13 protein-coding genes are annotated in these 13,965 nt (G+C 70.3%); 8 read left to right on the top strand and 5 right to left on the bottom strand.

Features of this window, described 5'->3' with window-relative positions; translation table 11 throughout:
- Position 1 precedes the first annotated feature (1 nt).
- The 4 genes from JAP66_RS18770 to JAP66_RS18755 are packed head-to-tail and all read left to right on the top strand — an operon-like array spanning position 2 to position 4,630.
- Entirely contained in the window at positions 2-2,005 is a 2,004-nt protein-coding gene (locus JAP66_RS18770; protein ID WP_307849618.1) for an acetyl/propionyl/methylcrotonyl-CoA carboxylase subunit alpha, read from the top strand.
- Positions 2,002-3,159, top strand: coding sequence for an acyl-CoA dehydrogenase family protein (locus JAP66_RS18765; RefSeq protein WP_199433085.1), 1,158 nt, complete (start codon positions 2,002-2,004; stop codon positions 3,157-3,159). Before JAP66_RS18770 ends, JAP66_RS18765 begins: the two co-directional genes overlap by 4 nt.
- Before the next feature lie 20 nt (positions 3,160-3,179).
- Positions 3,180-4,013, top strand: a complete 834-nt coding sequence (locus tag JAP66_RS18760) for an SDR family oxidoreductase (protein ID WP_199433084.1) — start codon at positions 3,180-3,182, stop codon at positions 4,011-4,013.
- Positions 4,014-4,015: 2 nt separating this feature from the next.
- Positions 4,016-4,630 carry a TetR/AcrR family transcriptional regulator gene (locus JAP66_RS18755; protein ID WP_199433083.1) on the top strand — a complete coding sequence of 205 codons (615 nt, stop codon included), beginning with the start codon at positions 4,016-4,018 and terminating at the stop codon, positions 4,628-4,630.
- Positions 4,631-4,892: 262 nt separating this feature from the next.
- Here JAP66_RS18755 and JAP66_RS18750 read toward each other — a convergent pair whose 3' ends face one another.
- The 5 genes from JAP66_RS18750 to JAP66_RS18730 all read right to left on the bottom strand — a co-directional run bounded on the left by JAP66_RS18750 (position 4,893) and on the right by JAP66_RS18730 (position 10,701).
- Positions 4,893-5,741 (bottom strand): alpha/beta fold hydrolase, encoded by an 849-nt coding sequence (locus JAP66_RS18750; protein ID WP_199433082.1) that lies wholly within the window; start codon positions 5,739-5,741, stop codon positions 4,893-4,895.
- Position 5,742: 1 nt separating this feature from the next.
- Positions 5,743-6,441 (bottom strand): DUF899 domain-containing protein, encoded by a 699-nt coding sequence (locus JAP66_RS18745; RefSeq protein WP_199433081.1) that lies wholly within the window; start codon positions 6,439-6,441, stop codon positions 5,743-5,745.
- Between the two features lie 183 nt (positions 6,442-6,624).
- Positions 6,625-9,237, bottom strand: a complete 2,613-nt coding sequence (rph, locus tag JAP66_RS18740; RefSeq protein ID WP_199433080.1) for a rifamycin-inactivating phosphotransferase — start codon at positions 9,235-9,237, stop codon at positions 6,625-6,627.
- A gap of 253 nt (positions 9,238-9,490) precedes the next feature.
- Complete coding sequence (locus JAP66_RS18735; protein WP_235999131.1) at positions 9,491-9,955, bottom strand: nucleoside deaminase; 465 nt, start codon at positions 9,953-9,955, stop codon at positions 9,491-9,493.
- 131 nt (positions 9,956-10,086) lie between these two features.
- Positions 10,087-10,701, bottom strand: coding sequence for a TetR/AcrR family transcriptional regulator (locus JAP66_RS18730; RefSeq protein WP_199433079.1), 615 nt, complete (start codon positions 10,699-10,701; stop codon positions 10,087-10,089).
- Between the two features lie 68 nt (positions 10,702-10,769).
- Between JAP66_RS18730 and JAP66_RS18725 the strand changes: the two genes are divergently transcribed.
- The 4 genes from JAP66_RS18725 to JAP66_RS18710 are packed head-to-tail and all read left to right on the top strand — an operon-like array spanning position 10,770 to position 13,957.
- Positions 10,770-11,522 carry an SDR family oxidoreductase gene (locus tag JAP66_RS18725; RefSeq protein ID WP_199433078.1) on the top strand — a complete coding sequence of 251 codons (753 nt, stop codon included), beginning with the start codon at positions 10,770-10,772 and terminating at the stop codon, positions 11,520-11,522.
- Positions 11,519-12,304 (top strand): SDR family NAD(P)-dependent oxidoreductase, encoded by a 786-nt coding sequence (locus JAP66_RS18720; protein ID WP_199433077.1) that lies wholly within the window; start codon positions 11,519-11,521, stop codon positions 12,302-12,304. The genes JAP66_RS18725 and JAP66_RS18720 overlap by 4 nt, the downstream gene beginning before the upstream one ends.
- Before the next feature lie 16 nt (positions 12,305-12,320).
- A complete protein-coding gene (locus tag JAP66_RS18715) occupies positions 12,321-13,340 on the top strand; it encodes a phosphotriesterase family protein (RefSeq protein WP_307849617.1) in 1,020 nt (339 codons plus the stop codon).
- Complete coding sequence (locus tag JAP66_RS18710; RefSeq protein ID WP_199433076.1) at positions 13,337-13,957, top strand: TetR/AcrR family transcriptional regulator; 621 nt, start codon at positions 13,337-13,339, stop codon at positions 13,955-13,957. The genes JAP66_RS18715 and JAP66_RS18710 overlap by 4 nt, the downstream gene beginning before the upstream one ends.
- The last annotated feature ends 8 nt before the right edge of the window (positions 13,958-13,965 follow it).

The raw sequence follows: 13,965 nt of genomic DNA, 5'->3' as shown, positions 1-13,965 counted from the left end.
TGTGTTGAATCCGACCCCCAGCGCGATCGAGAACCTGCTGGTCGCCAACCGTGGAGAGATCGCTCTGCGCGTGTTCCGATCCTGCCGCGACGCCGGTATCGGCACGGTCGCCGTCCACTCCGACGCCGACGCCGGCGCGCCGCACGTGACGTCGGCGGACGCGGCGGTCCGGCTGCCCGGGGACTCGCCCGCGGACACCTACCTGCGCGGCGACCTGATCGTGAAGGCGGCCACCGACGCCGGAGCGGACGCGGTGCACCCTGGATACGGGTTCCTCTCGGAGAACGCCGGATTCGCCCGGGCCGTGCTGGACGCGGGCCTTACCTGGGTCGGCCCGTCCCCCGAGGCCATCGAGACGATGGGCTCCAAGGTCGGGTCTAAGCGCCTGATGGCGGACGCGGGCGTGCCGGTGCTGCCCGAGCTCGACCCCGCCGAGGTCACCGAGGACGACCTGCCCGTGCTGGTCAAGGCCTCCGCCGGGGGCGGCGGCCGCGGCATGCGGGTGGTGCGCGAGCTCGGCGAGCTGGCCGAGGCCGTGCGCGGCGCCGGTGCCGAGGCGGCATCGGCCTTCGGCGATCCCACCGTGTTCTGCGAGCGTTACCTCGACACCGGTCGGCACATCGAGGTCCAGGTCCTGGCGGACACCCACGGCACCGTGTGGACGGTGGGCGAGCGGGAGTGCTCGATCCAGCGCAGGCACCAGAAGGTCGTCGAGGAGGCTCCCTCTCCGCTGGTGGACGCCGCGATGCGGGAGCGGCTGTTCGCCGCCGCGCGGCAGGCGACGACCGCGATCGGCTATGTGGGTGCGGGGACCGTCGAGTTCCTCGCCACCGGCGACGGCGAGTTCTTCTTCCTGGAGATGAACACCCGGCTCCAGGTGGAGCACCCGGTCACCGAATGCACGACCGGGCTCGATCTGGTCGCCCTCCAGCTCACGGTGGCCGAGGGCGGGCGGCTTCCCGCCGAGCCGCCGCGGCCGAAGGGTCACGCCATCGAGGTCCGGCTCTACGCGGAGACCGTGACCTTCGAGCACGGCGCCGCGAGCTGGCAGCCGCAGAGCGGGACGATGCACCGCTTCGAGATACCGGGTGTGACCGCGGAGTTCACCGTGCCCAGGGCGTACGGCCTCCGGCTGGACAGCGGGGTCGCCGATGGTTCGGTGGTCGGCGTGCACTACGACCCCATGCTGGCCAAGGTGATCGCATGGGCGCCGGAGCGCCGCGCGGCGGCCCGCGCGCTGGCCGGTGCGCTGGCCCGCGCGCGGATCCACGGCGTGGAGACCAACCGCGACCTGCTGGTCAACGTGCTGCGGCAGCCGGAGTTCCTGGCCGGCGACACCGATACCTCGTTCTTCGACCGGCACGGGCTGGACACGCTCGCAGCGCCGCTGGCGGACGAGCGGGCGGTGCGGCTCTCGGCGCTCGCCGCGGCGCTCGCCGACGCGGCGGACAACCGGGCGAGGGCCGTGGTGCTCGGCGGGCTGCCCAGCGGCTGGCGCAACGTGGACTCGCCGCCGCAGCGCAAGACCTACACCGCGGGCGGCTCCGAGTACGAGGTGCGCTACCGGTTCACCCGTTCCGGCCTCTGGGCCGACGGCTACGACGACGTCGCGCTCGTCGAGGCCGCCCGGGAGCGCGTGGTGCTGGAGGTGGCCGGGGTGCGCCGCACCTTCGAGATCGGCAGGTACCCGGGGCTCGTCGGCGTGAACTCGCCACTCGGCCCGGTGAGCCTGCTGCCGGTGCCGCGGTTCACCGACCCGGACGCCGTGCCGGCGGCCGGATCGCTGCTGGCGCCGATGCCCGGCTCGGTGCTCAGGGTCGCGGTGTCCGAAGGGGACACCGTGCGGGCGGGCGCACCGTTGCTGTGGCTGGAGGCCATGAAGATGGAGCACCGGATCGCGGCGCCCGCAGACGGCGTCGTCACCGAGCTTCCCGTCACGGTAGGACAACAGGTTGAGCAAGGCGCGGTACTCGCCGTGGTGACAGGCACAGAGGAGCGGGAATGAACTTCGTCGAATCCGAGGAGCGGCAGGCGCTGCGCAAGGCCGTGGCCGAGCTCGGGCGCAGCTACGGCCACCAGTACTACCTCGAGAAGGCCCGCGGCGGCGGGCACACCAGCGAGCTCTGGGACGAGGCGGGCAGGCTCGGCTACCTCGGCGTGGCGGTGCCGGAGGAGTACGGCGGCGGTGGCGCCGGGATCGGCGACCTCGCCGCGGTGTGCGAGGAGTTCTGCGCGGCAGGCACGCCGATGCTGCTGATGGTCGTCTCGCCCGCGATCTGCGCGACGGTGATCGCGCGGTACGGCACCGAGGAACAGAAGAAGCACTGGCTGCCCGGCTTCGCGAGCGGCCGGGTGCGGATGTCCTTCGCCATCACGGAGCCGGACGCGGGCTCGAACTCACACCGGATCACCACCACCGCGCGGCGCGAGGACGGCGGCTGGGTGCTGAGCGGCCGCAAGGTCTACATCTCGGGCGTCGACGAGGCGGACGCCGTGCTCGTCGTCGGACGGATGCACGACGCGCGGACCGGCAACCTCAAGCCCGCGCTGTTCATCGTGCCGACCGACACGCCGGGCCTCGAGTACCGGGAGATCGAGATGGACCTCGTCTCCGCCGACAAGCAGTTCGGGCTCTTCTTCGACGACATGCGGCTGCCCGCCGACGCGCTGGTCGGCTCCGAGGACGCCGCGATCGCGCAGCTGTTCGCCGGGCTCAACCCGGAGCGGATCATGGGCGCGTCGTTCTCCCTCGGGATCGCCCGCTACGCCCTCGACAAGGGGGTCGGCTACGCGAAGGAGCGCAGCGTGTTCGGCGCTCCGATCGGCTCCCACCAGGGGCTCGCCCACCCGCTCGCCCAGGCGAAGATCGAGCTGGAGCTGGCCAAGCTGATGACCCAGAAGGCCGCGGCGCTGTACGACTCCGGTGACGACTTCGGCGCGGGGGAGGCGGCGAACATGGCGAAGTACGCGGGCGCCGAGGTGGCGATCAAGGCCGTCGACCAGGCCGTTCAGGTGCACGGCGGCAACGGACTCGCGTCCGAGTACGGGCTCGGCACGCTGATCGGGGCGGTCCGGGTCGGCCGCATCGCCCCGGTGAGCAGGGAGATGGTGCTGAACTTCGTCGCGCAGCATAGTCTGGGCCTGCCCAAGTCCTACTGATAAGTAACAAGGAGCAGATGGTGAGCACGCTGGCGGGGAAGACGCTGATCATGTCCGGCGGCAGCCGCGGCATCGGCGAGGCGATCGCGGTGCGCGCAGCCCGGGACGGAGCGAACGTCGCGCTGATCGCGAAGACCGCCGAGCCGCACCCGAAGCTGCCCGGCACGATCTACACGGCCGCGAAGGCGATCGAGCAGGCCGGTGGCAAGGCGCTGCCCATCGTCGGCGACATCCGCGACGACGAGGCGGTCGAGGCCGCCGTGGCGCGGACCGCCGAGCAGTTCGGCGGCGTGGACATCGTGGTCAACAACGCGAGCGCGATCGATCTGACCCCGTCGGAGTCGATCCCGATGAAGCGCTACGACCTGATGCAGGACATCAACGCACGGGGTTCGTTCCTGCTGTCCAGGACCGCGATCCCGTATCTGCGGCAGGCGCGCAACCCGCACGTGCTGACGCTGTCGCCGCCGATCCGGCTCGAGGAGAAGTGGTTCCAGGCGGGTCATCTCGCGTACAGCATCGCGAAGTACTCGATGAGCCTGGTGACGGTGGGGCTCGCGGCGGAGCTGCGGGCCGACGGCATCGCGGCGAACTCGCTGTGGCCGCGCACCACCATCGACACCGCCGCCATCCGCAACGTCGTCGGCGAGCAGCTCGCGAGCCACTCACGGACACCGGAGATCATGGCGGACGCGGCGTACGCGATCCTGACCAAGCCGAGCACGGAGGCCACCGGCAGGTTCTTCATCGACGACGAGGTGCTGGCCGCCGCGGGCGTCACCGACCTGTCCGGCTACCGGATCGGCGGGCGGGAAGAGGACCTGCAGCTGGACTTCTGGGTCGACCCGGCCTGACGATGCGGCAACCACAGCAGGAGCGCAGCAGGACCACCCGGCGGCGGCTGGTGGACGCCGCCGTCGAGTGCCTCGGCGAGCGTGGCTGGAACGGCACCACGGTCGCGGTGATCGCCGAGCGGGCCGGTGTCTCGCGGGGTGCCGCGCAGCACCACTTCCCGACGCGGGAGGACCTGGTCGCGGCCGCCGTGGAGTTCGTCGGCGAGGAGCAGATCGTCGAGCTGCGCAAGCGAGCTGCCGCGCTGCCGGAGGGCCCCTCGCGGGCCGGGCCGGTCGCCGACATGCTGCTCGACCTCTACACCGGGCGGATGTTCCGCGCCGCGCTGCACCTGTGGGTCGCCGCGTCGACCGACGAGAAGCTGCGCGCCGCGCTCGTGCCGCTGGAGGCCAGGGTCGGCCGGGAAGCGCACCGGGTGGCCGTCGAACTGCTGGGCGCGGACGAGTCCCGGCCGGGCGTGCGGGAGACGGTCCAGGCCACTCTCGACCTCGCCCGCGGGCTCGGGCTGGCCAACCTGCTGACCGACGACACCAAGCGGCGGCGCCAGATCGCCCGGCAGTGGGCGAAGATCCTCGAACCGACCGTGGCGACCCGTGGCGCGGCACCGAGGTCCGCCTAGGGTGTCCTGACCGCTCAGGTCAGGACACCCAGGCGGCTCGTGAGTGGCAACCGGGTTCTATTGCCGAAGCGGCAGGGGCGATCTCGCTCCGCCGTGCGGCGGGCGAAGCCTAAGAGGCTGTCTTCGAACCTGCTGGAACGGACCAGGGCGCGCTGTTTCCGCAGTCCACCGGTCGTGAGTGCGTAACAGTGTTCTAACTCGCGTGCGCACTCACGAGAGGTGACCAGGCAACGCCGCGCCTCCGTGGGATCAAGGACAGGCTCTAGAAGAGATCCGGCATCACCGGTGGCACGTCATCGAGGAACGCACTCACCATCGGCACCAGTACCGCTGACTCCCCCGAGATGCCAAGGTGCGACGTCGCCGGCAGAATCACCAAGCGCGCGGCCGGAACCTTCTGCAGCATCCCCGACGCTGCCGCTTCCTCGCCGCCACCACCGCGTAGCCTGAACATCGCCAGCGCATGCTCCGGTTTCACGGCATCCGCGTCACCGACGATGACCATCGTCCTCGCGGAGATCGAACGCATCTGCGCGTCACTGATGTTCTGGTCGTCGATGCCCAGGACCTTCATCTTTTCGAGGTAGGCGTCGAACGCCGTGGCGTCCGGCGTGTGCTCCTTGAACGCCTTCTCGACGGGCGTACCGGCAAACGCTGTGGCGCTGAGACCCGCGATGCCCTCCAGCGCCGACGGGTACCAGCCGTCCTGGCGGTAGGTGGCGGACAGCGAGACCAGCTTGCCGACAAGCGCCGGGTGACGGAGCGCGAGCTGCAGCGCGACCCCACCGCCTTGGGAGTAACCCATCACATCCGCGCGCTCGACCTGCAACGCGCGCAGCAACGCCGCGGCGTCGTCGGCGAACTGCTCGTAAGACATCCTGCGCGAGGTATCCGGGGTGCGGCCGTGCCCTTGCTGATCGAAGACGATCACGGCGCGCGTGCCCGCGAAGGCGGACACCCACGACCTCATCGAGTCGGTCGCCATGAAAGCGCCAGGGATGAGCAGCAACGGAGACGTTCTCGACTTGCCGAGCTCGCCATACACTTCGTGATAGAGGCTCAGACCGTTGATCGGCAGGTGGCCATGGCGCGAAGGCTTCGTTGCCGTCACGTCAGCCTCCGTTCGGGCCGTAGAGCCGTGCGACATCGGGGGAGTCGAGCCACTTGGAGTAGGTGGGCGACTTCGGCCAGCCATCGGGTGAATCCTGCCATTCCTCCTGGCGGCCCCACGGCAGGATGTCGATCAACGCGAAGGTGTAGCTGAGCTGTTCGGTGCCGCGGCCGTCGGTGTGCCAGGTGCGGTAGACCTTGTCGCCGTCGCGGAGGAACACGTTCACCGCGAAGCCCGCGCCGGGGGGCGCGCCTACGTCGGCGCCGAACGAGCTCTCCGACGACGAGTACCAGTCCATCTTGTTGCCGACTTTGGTCTTGTAAGCCAGCGCTTCTTCGATGGGCCCGTTGGTGACGATGACGAAGCGGGCATCGTAGTTGTCGAGAAAGCCCAGCCGGACGTACTGCGACGTCAGCCCTGTACAGCCGCCGCACTGCCACTCCGCGCCGTCGGACCACATGTGGTTGTAGACGATGAGTTGGGAGCGCCCGCCGAATACGTCGACCAGTCGGATGGGGCCGTCCGGACCGATCAGCGTGTAGTCCGGGAGCTCGACCATCGGCAGTCTGCGGCGTTGTGCGGCGATGGCGTCGAGTTCACGGGTGGCGGCCTTCTCCCGCATACGCAGATCGTCGAGCGCGGCCTGCCAGGTCTGCAGGTCGACGACTGTGGGCAGGGCGCTGGCGGTCTTCTCGGTCACGGTTCCTCCCGGGCTCGGATGGATCGGCTCTGACGTGCTGACCGGAGACGGCTGCAGAAATCATCGCGCCCGGGTCCAGTTGGTCGAACCTTGCCATTCCGGGCAAGCAGCTGCCAGCCGTCCTCACGGGTTGCGACCGGAATCCGGTTGTCCGGTGGCATCCAGGAGTCCGTGGCCGAACGTCTAGGACCGGATCTCCACGTACCCGTTCGTTCCATTCACGCGGATCCGCTGCCCGTCCCGGATCAGGCGGGTGGCACGCTCCACACCCACGACGGCCGGCAAGCCGTACTCCCGGGCGATCACGGCGCCATGGGTCATCTGGCCGCCGACCTCCGTGACAAGGCCTTTGATCGTGACGAACAGGGGCGACCAGCTGGGGTCCGTGTAGGTCGTGACCAGGATGTCGCCCGCTTCGAGATCGGCCTCCGTCATGTCCAGGACGACGCGGGCCCGCCCCTCGACGTTGCCATTGGAAACCGGCAAACCGACCAGCGCGCCCGCCGGCACGTCTTCGCGTCGGTACGCCCCGGCGACGGCCTCACCGTCCGACGTGAGCACCCGGGGTGGTGTGAGCGCCTGATACGCCCTGAACGCCTCCCTGCGCAGGCGGATGAGCTCGTCGTCCACCTGTCTCGTGCGTGCGGCGTCGTGGAGCTCCTGGAACGTGAGGTAGTAGATGTCCTCCCTCTCCCGGAGCACACCGTCCCGCACGAGCCGTTCGGCCTCTTCCAGCAGCGCCTGCTTGTACACGAAGTAGCGGCTGATCATGCTGTACTTCGGGTACTCCCGATACCCGATGAAGGTGCGGAGGCGGTCGATCATCCGCTTGGTCTCTTCGGCTTTCCGCTCTCCGTCCGGCAGGGCCCGCAGGCGCTCGAGCACCTCCTGTTCCTTCTTCCACGCCTCCTGCCGCCCTTGTGCGAAGCGCCGCTCGCCTGCGCCCGGCTCGAAGTTGTCGATGTTGCCGAGAAGCACGGGAACGAGGGCGGTGGGGCGCTCGCTCCACCGCGGCCTGGTGATGTCGATCTCGCCGACGCAGCGCATGCCGTACTTGTCGAGGTAGGCGAGGATCGCGTCTCGCGCCTCCCGCCCGCCTGCAAGCCTGGGTAGCTCGTCCAGAAAGCCGTCGTCCTCGACGGTCCGGAGAAAGGCCACCACAGCCGGACGCGGGCGGATCACGTCCGCGACGTCCAGGAGCGCGAGCCCCATCTCCGAGGTGACGTTGCCGGGCGCGGACTGCGTGAGTGTGTCGGCCGCGTTCTTCTCGCCCAGCCACGCCTGCAGCTGTTCGTTGAGCCACCACGTCGCGTCCATCACCGCCGTGATCACCTGATGGCTCCGCGGATCGAACAGGAGCCGCTTCACTTCCTGAAGGTCCTCCAGGATGAAGTCGAACAGCTCCGATCCGGACCTCGTCCGGATGTCGCGTTTCACGGCGGCGATGGATTCCTGGCTGCGCGCGATCAGCTCGGCAACGATTGCCGGATCGGTTTCGATCGGAGCCGGCGCGCCGCCGGCAGGCGGCCCGCCGGTACCCTCGTCCGGGAGCGACGGGACGAAGTCGCCGCGGTCGAGGACCGTCTGCAGCGCGTCCCTGATCAGCGGATCGGACTTCCCCAGGGCATCGAGGTATCCGTCGCGGCTCGCTGGTGCCGCCAGGCCCCGGGTGACGTCGACGAACAGGCGCCCACCGGCCTCGACCATCGGCGCAGGGGTCGTCAGCAGCCACACGGAGAGCCCGAGGGGCTTCATGGCGTCGGTCATCATCTGCTGATGACCGACGGAGACGTAGACGTGGTTCTCGCCGTCGTCGACCTCCGGAACGGGGAACAGCGTGGTGATCGGCCGGCTCTGGACGATCTGGAAGCCGCCGCCCGCGAGGCACCACTCGATGTCCTGCGGGCGGCCGAAGTGCGCCTCGATCCGCCGGCCCAGCTGCGCGAGCTGCACGGCCTGCGCGTCCGTCAGCGCCGGCTGTTCCTGCAACTCGAGCTCGATCGCCCGTTCCTGCGTCCCGCCTCCAGGCGAGGCTTCGATGGCGAGCTGCTTCGTGGCGACCCTCTTTTCGACGATTTCGCCGTCCCGCACCTGGTAGACGTCCGCGTTCACCAGGCCGGAGACCAGCGCCTCGCCGAGGCCGAAGCCGGCCTCCACGGTGGCGACCTTCCGGTTCGACGTGACGGCGTCGGCTGTGAACAGGGTGCCTGCGGCGTCCGAGGAGACCATCTGCTGCACGACCACGGCCATGCGGACCTTGCGGTGGTCGAAGCCGTTCCGCAGGCGGTAGGTCACGGCTCGGTCGGTGAAGAGCGAGGCCCAGCATCGGCGGATGTGCCTGAGGACCGCCGCCGGCCCCACGATGTTCAGGTACGTGTCCTGCTGGCCCGCGAAGGAAGCCGTCGGCAAGTCCTCCGCGGTCGCGCTGGATCGCATGGCGTAGGCGGCTTCCTCTTCGAGCCGGGCGAGCGGGCGTGTGATCGCCGCCGCCAGATCATCAGGGATGTGGACCCTTTCGACGCTGCTGCGGATCTCGGCGCTGAGCGGTCGGATCGCGTCCCGGTCGTCCGGGTTCAGGCGCGACAGCTGATCGAGCAGATCGTCGATCGACGGCACCTCCGCCATGATCCGCCGGAAGGCGTCCGTCGTCACGCAGTAGCCGGCCGGCACGTGGATGCCCTCGACCCGCGAAAGCTCCCCCAGCTGCGCGCCCTTGCCCCCAACCAGCGCGACCTGCGTCTGGTCGATCTCCTGAAGACCCAGCACGTAGCAGTCGGGCGGGAGAGACCTCGCCACACTGCTGTCAGTATCAAGCACTCGCTACCCCCCGCGTCGTTTCTGGTTTCGACCGGAGGATTCTGCGGCACGACGCGGGTCTTGCCGCAAGCCCCCTGTCGTGCTATACATTGAGAATGGCAGGGAGTACGCAAACTCCTTGCCATTTGTTTTGTCCGCTGTGGATGGACAATCCCCTCGCCAGGCCGCGCGAGCGCCGGCGCCTTGATCACCGGTCGTGAGTGAGGAACCGTGTTCTGGCTCGCGTGCGCACTCACGAGAGGTGAGTGTCGGCGCCGATGTCCTCGAACCACAGCTCGGGCCGTTCGGCGATGAACCCGGCCATCAGCTCGGCGCACTCGGGATCGTCGAGCAGGGTGATCCGCACGCCGTGCTCGGCGAGCCAGTCGTGCCCGCCGGAGAATGTCCGCGCCTCGCCGATCACCACGTGGCCGATGCCGAACTGGCGTACCAGCCCGCTGCAGTACCAGCACGGCGACAACGTCGTCACCATCACGGTGTCCCGGTAGTGCGGCCGCCGTCCGGCGGCACGGAATGCCGCGGTCTCCGCGTGCATGGCCGGGTCGCCGTCCTGGACCCGCCGGTTTCGGCCCCGGCCCAGCAGCTCGCCGCCCGGGCCGAACAGCGCGGCTCCGACCGGGACGCCGCCCTCGGCCCGACCGGTCCGCGCCTGCTCCAGCGCCGTGGCCAGCATGCGGGTGGTGTCTGTGTCGTCCATCCGCTCACTCTCGGCCGACTCCGCCGCGCGGGCAACAAGCCGCTCCCGGCGCGGCGGGGTGGCGCCTGCGTGAGCGACCGCTTAGTATGTCGCCGCGCCGGGAGTCGTCTGGAGGTGAGTGTGCGCCGCGATCAACCGGGTGTGCCGCCGAGCATCCGCAGGGCCAGCTCGCCGTACTCCTTGCCGAGCTCGTCCGGCGTCATCGACGCCCGGTCGGTGTACCAGCGCGCGACGTCGATGCCGAGGGAGAGCACGGCACGGGCGGCCGTCTTGGCGTCCGCCGTGCGGAAGTCGCCCGACTCGACACCGGCGACGACGAGCTCGCGCACGATGTCCTCGATGCGCCTGCGCAGGCCCGCGACCACCTCGTACTCCTTCTCGGGCAGTGCGCCGAGCTCGTACTGCACCACTCTGGCCACCGTGTGCCTGCGGGCGTGCCAGGCGACGAAGCGCTCCACGATCGCGCGCAGGGCTGCGGACGGTGTGTCGGCGTCGGCGGCGGCGTTCTCCACCAGCGCGAGCGCCTGCTCGTGCCCGCTGCGGCTGATCGCGAACAGCAGTGCCGCCTTCGAAGGGAAGTGGACGTACAGGGCGGCCGGGCTCATCCCCGCACTGCCCGCGATGTCGCGGGTGGTGGTGGCGTGGTAGCCGCGCCGGGCGAAGGACTCGACCCCGGCCAGCATCAGCCGGCGGGCCGCCTCCGGCTGCACATCCGGCCACAGCTCGGTCGTCAGCGACATCGTCATGGGAAGATTGTAAGCGAGCGCTTAGTGTGTGGTGGGAAGCGCGCGGTACGGATTGGAGATCGGCAGCAGTGAACTCTTTCAAGGATCGTGTCGCCATTGTGACGGGCGCGAGCAGGGGTATCGGTCTCGGCATCGCCAAGGACCTGGTGGAACGCGGCGCGAAGGTGTGCATCACCGCACGCAAGCCCGAGCCGCTGGCCGAGGCGGTGGAGGAGCTCGGTGGCGCCTCGGTCGCGCTCGGCGTGCCCGGCAAGGCCGACGACGACGCCCACCAGCAGGACGCCATCGCGCGGACCATCGAGGCGTTCGGCAGCGTCGACCTGCTCGTCAACAACACCGGGATCAACCCGGTCTACGGCCCCGTGCTCGACGTGGACACCGACGCGGCGGCCAAGATCCTCGCCGTCAACGTGCTCGCGCCACTGGCCTGGACACGCAAGGCACGTGACGCGTGGATGGGGGAGCACGGCGGTGCCGTCGTCAACGTGGCCTCCATCGCCGGGCTGCGGACCTCGCCGGGCATCGGCATGTACGGCGTCAGCAAGGCGGCCCTGATCCGGCTGACCAAGGAGGTCGCCGAGGAGCTCGCGCCCGGCATCCGGGTCAACGCCGTCGCGCCCGCCGTGGTAAAGACCAAGTTCGCGACCGCGCTCTACGAGGACCGTGAGGAGGAGGTCGCCTCGGCGTACCCCATGAAGCGCCTCGGCGTGCCCGCCGACATCGCCGGTGCCGTCACGTTCCTGCTGTCCGAGCAGGCCGGCTGGATCACCGGGCAGACCCTGGTCGTCGACGGCGGCGTGACCCTGGGGGGCGGCCTGTGAGCATCGAACTCTCCGGCGCGGGCGTGGTGATCACTGGCGGTGGCGCGGGCATCGGTGCCGCGCTGGCCCGCCGGTTCGCGGCGGAGGGCGCCAGGATCGTGGTCGCCGACCTCGACGGGACGGCGGCCGCCGCCGTCGCCGAGGAGGTCGGCGGCGTCGCGGTGGCCGGGGACGCCGCGGGCGAGGACGGGGTGCGCCGGCTCGTCGCGCGCTCCCGGGAGGTGCTCGGCGCGATCGACCTGTTCTGCGCCAACGCCGGCGTCGCCACCCGCGGTGGGCCGGAGGCGCCCGACGAGGACTGGGCGAACGCCTGGGAGGTCAACGTGATGGCGCACGTGCGCGCGGCGCGCGAGCTGCTCCCGGAGTGGCTCGAGCGCGGCAGCGGGCACTTCCTCGCGACGGTCTCCGCGGCTGGCCTGCTCACCAGCCTGGGCTCGGCGCCGTACTCGGTCACCAAGCACGGCGCGCTCGCGTTCGCCGAGTGGCTCTCCGCGACCTACCGGCATCGCGGCGTCACCGTGCAGGCCGTGTGCCCGCAGGGCGTGCGGACCAAGATGCTCGCCGACAGCGGCCAGGGCGGCCAGCTGATCATGGGCCGCTCGGCGATCGAGCCGGAGGAGGTGGCCGACACCGTGCTCGAGGCGCTGCGGGACGGGCGTTTCCTCATCCTGCCGCACCCCGAGGTCGCGGAGTACTACGGGAACCGCGCCACGCAGACCGACCGCTGGCTCGGCGGGATGAACAAGCTCCAGCGGAAGGTGGAGAGCGTGCTCGGCGACTGACGAGCGGAGGACGGCCGTGGCTGTGACCGAGACGGCGGGGACGGTGCAGACCGTCCGCGGACGGCGCGACGCTGCCGAGCTGGGCCGCGTGCTGATGCACGAGCACGTCTTCGTGCTGAGCCCGGAGTTCCTGACCAACTATCCCGAGCACGAGGGATTCCGCGAGGACGAGCAGGTGCCTGCCGCGATCGAGCGGCTGCGGGAGCTGGCCGCGGCGGGGATCGACACGATCGTCGACCCCACCGTGATCGGGCTCGGCCGCGACATCCCGCGCATCCAGCGGGTGGCGGCCGAGGTGGAGCTGAACATCGTCGTCGCCACCGGGCTCTACACCTACCGGGATGTGCCGCACTACCTGCACTACCGCGGCCCCGGCACGCTGCTCGGCGGTGCCGATCCGCTGGTCGGCCTGTTCGTCGGCGACATCACCGAAGGCATCGCGGGCACCGGGGTGAAGGCGGGCGTGCTCAAGTGCGCCACCGACACCCCCGGCATCACGCGCGGGGTGGGCCGGGTGCTGCGGGCCGTCGCCGCGGCACACCGGGCCACCGGAACACCGATCATGACGCACACGCACGCCACCAGCATGCAGGGCCTCGCACAGCAGAACGTGTTCGAAGAGGAGGGTGTCGAGCTGTCCCGGGTGCTCATCGGCCACTGCGGCGACACCACCGACCTCGGCTACCTGATCGAGCTCGCCGACCGCGGCTCCCTGCTCGGGATGGACCGCTTCGGCGTCGACACGATCCTGCCGTTCGAGAAGCGGGTGGACACCGTCGCCGAGCTGTGCGCACGGGGTTACGCCGGGCACCTGGTGCTCTCGCACGACGCGTCGTGCTACATCGACTGGTTCCCGCGGGCGGAGCTGCCCCGGATCCTGCCCAACTGGCACTATCTGCACATCACCAGGGACGTGCTGCCCGCCCTGCGGGAACGCGGCGTGGCGGAGGCGCACCTCGAGCAGATGCTCGTGGCGAACCCGCGCCGCTTCCTCGGGGGCGGGGCAACCGACCGGTCGGTATCGTCCTGGCCATGAGCGCACCGGAGGAAGGCGACTCGGCAGGCGTGGCGGACTCGGTGCCGCGGCGGCTGCTCTCGGTGGCGACGCGGCTCTTCGCCGAACAGGGCTTCGACCGCACGTCGGTGCAGGAGATCGTGGCCGCGGCCGGTGTCACCAAGGGCGCCATGTACCACTACTTCGGCTCCAAGGACGACCTGCTCTACGAGATCTACGCCCGGGTGCTGCGGGAGCAGACCGAGCGCCTCGAGAAGTTCGCGGTCACCGAGGCGCCGGTGGCCGAGCGGCTCCGCTCGATCGCCTCGGACGTCGTGGTGAGCACCATCGTCGCGCTCGACGACACGAAGATCTTCTTCGAGTCGATGCACCAGCTGAGCCCGGAGAAGCGGCGGACGGTGCGCGCAGAGCGCCGCCGCTACCACGAGCGGTTCCGCGGCCTGATCGAGGAAGGGCAGCGGGCGGGGGACTTCCGCCGGGACAAGCCGGCCGAGGTGGTCGTCGACTTCTTCTTCGGCGCGGTGCACCACCTCGGCTACTGGTACCGGCCCAGCGGTGAGCTCTCCGCGCAGGACATGGGCGAGCACTTCGCCGACCTGCTGCTGGCCTCGCTGCGCCCGGACCGCCCCGGCTCGTAGGGTTGGGG

Origin of the sequence: Qaidamihabitans albus (assembly GCF_016464705.1) — a bacterium.
Classification (GTDB): domain Bacteria; phylum Actinomycetota; class Actinomycetes; order Mycobacteriales; family Pseudonocardiaceae; genus Qaidamihabitans; species Qaidamihabitans albus.
This window is presented reverse-complemented; position numbering and strand designations above follow the sequence as displayed.

What these genes read in the sequence shown, in the direction of transcription:
- JAP66_RS18755 (WP_199433083.1), top strand. Translation starts at nt 4,016, where the DNA reads ATGCGGCAACCACAGCAGGAGCGCAGCAGGACCACCCGGCGGCGGCTG.
- JAP66_RS18730 (WP_199433079.1), bottom strand. Translation starts at nt 10,701, where the DNA reads ATGACGATGTCGCTGACGACCGAGCTGTGGCCGGATGTGCAGCCGGAG.
- JAP66_RS18765 (WP_199433085.1), top strand. Translation starts at nt 2,002, where the DNA reads ATGAACTTCGTCGAATCCGAGGAGCGGCAGGCGCTGCGCAAGGCCGTG.
- JAP66_RS18710 (WP_199433076.1), top strand. Translation starts at nt 13,337, where the DNA reads ATGAGCGCACCGGAGGAAGGCGACTCGGCAGGCGTGGCGGACTCGGTG.
- JAP66_RS18735 (WP_235999131.1), bottom strand. Translation starts at nt 9,955, where the DNA reads ATGGACGACACAGACACCACCCGCATGCTGGCCACGGCGCTGGAGCAG.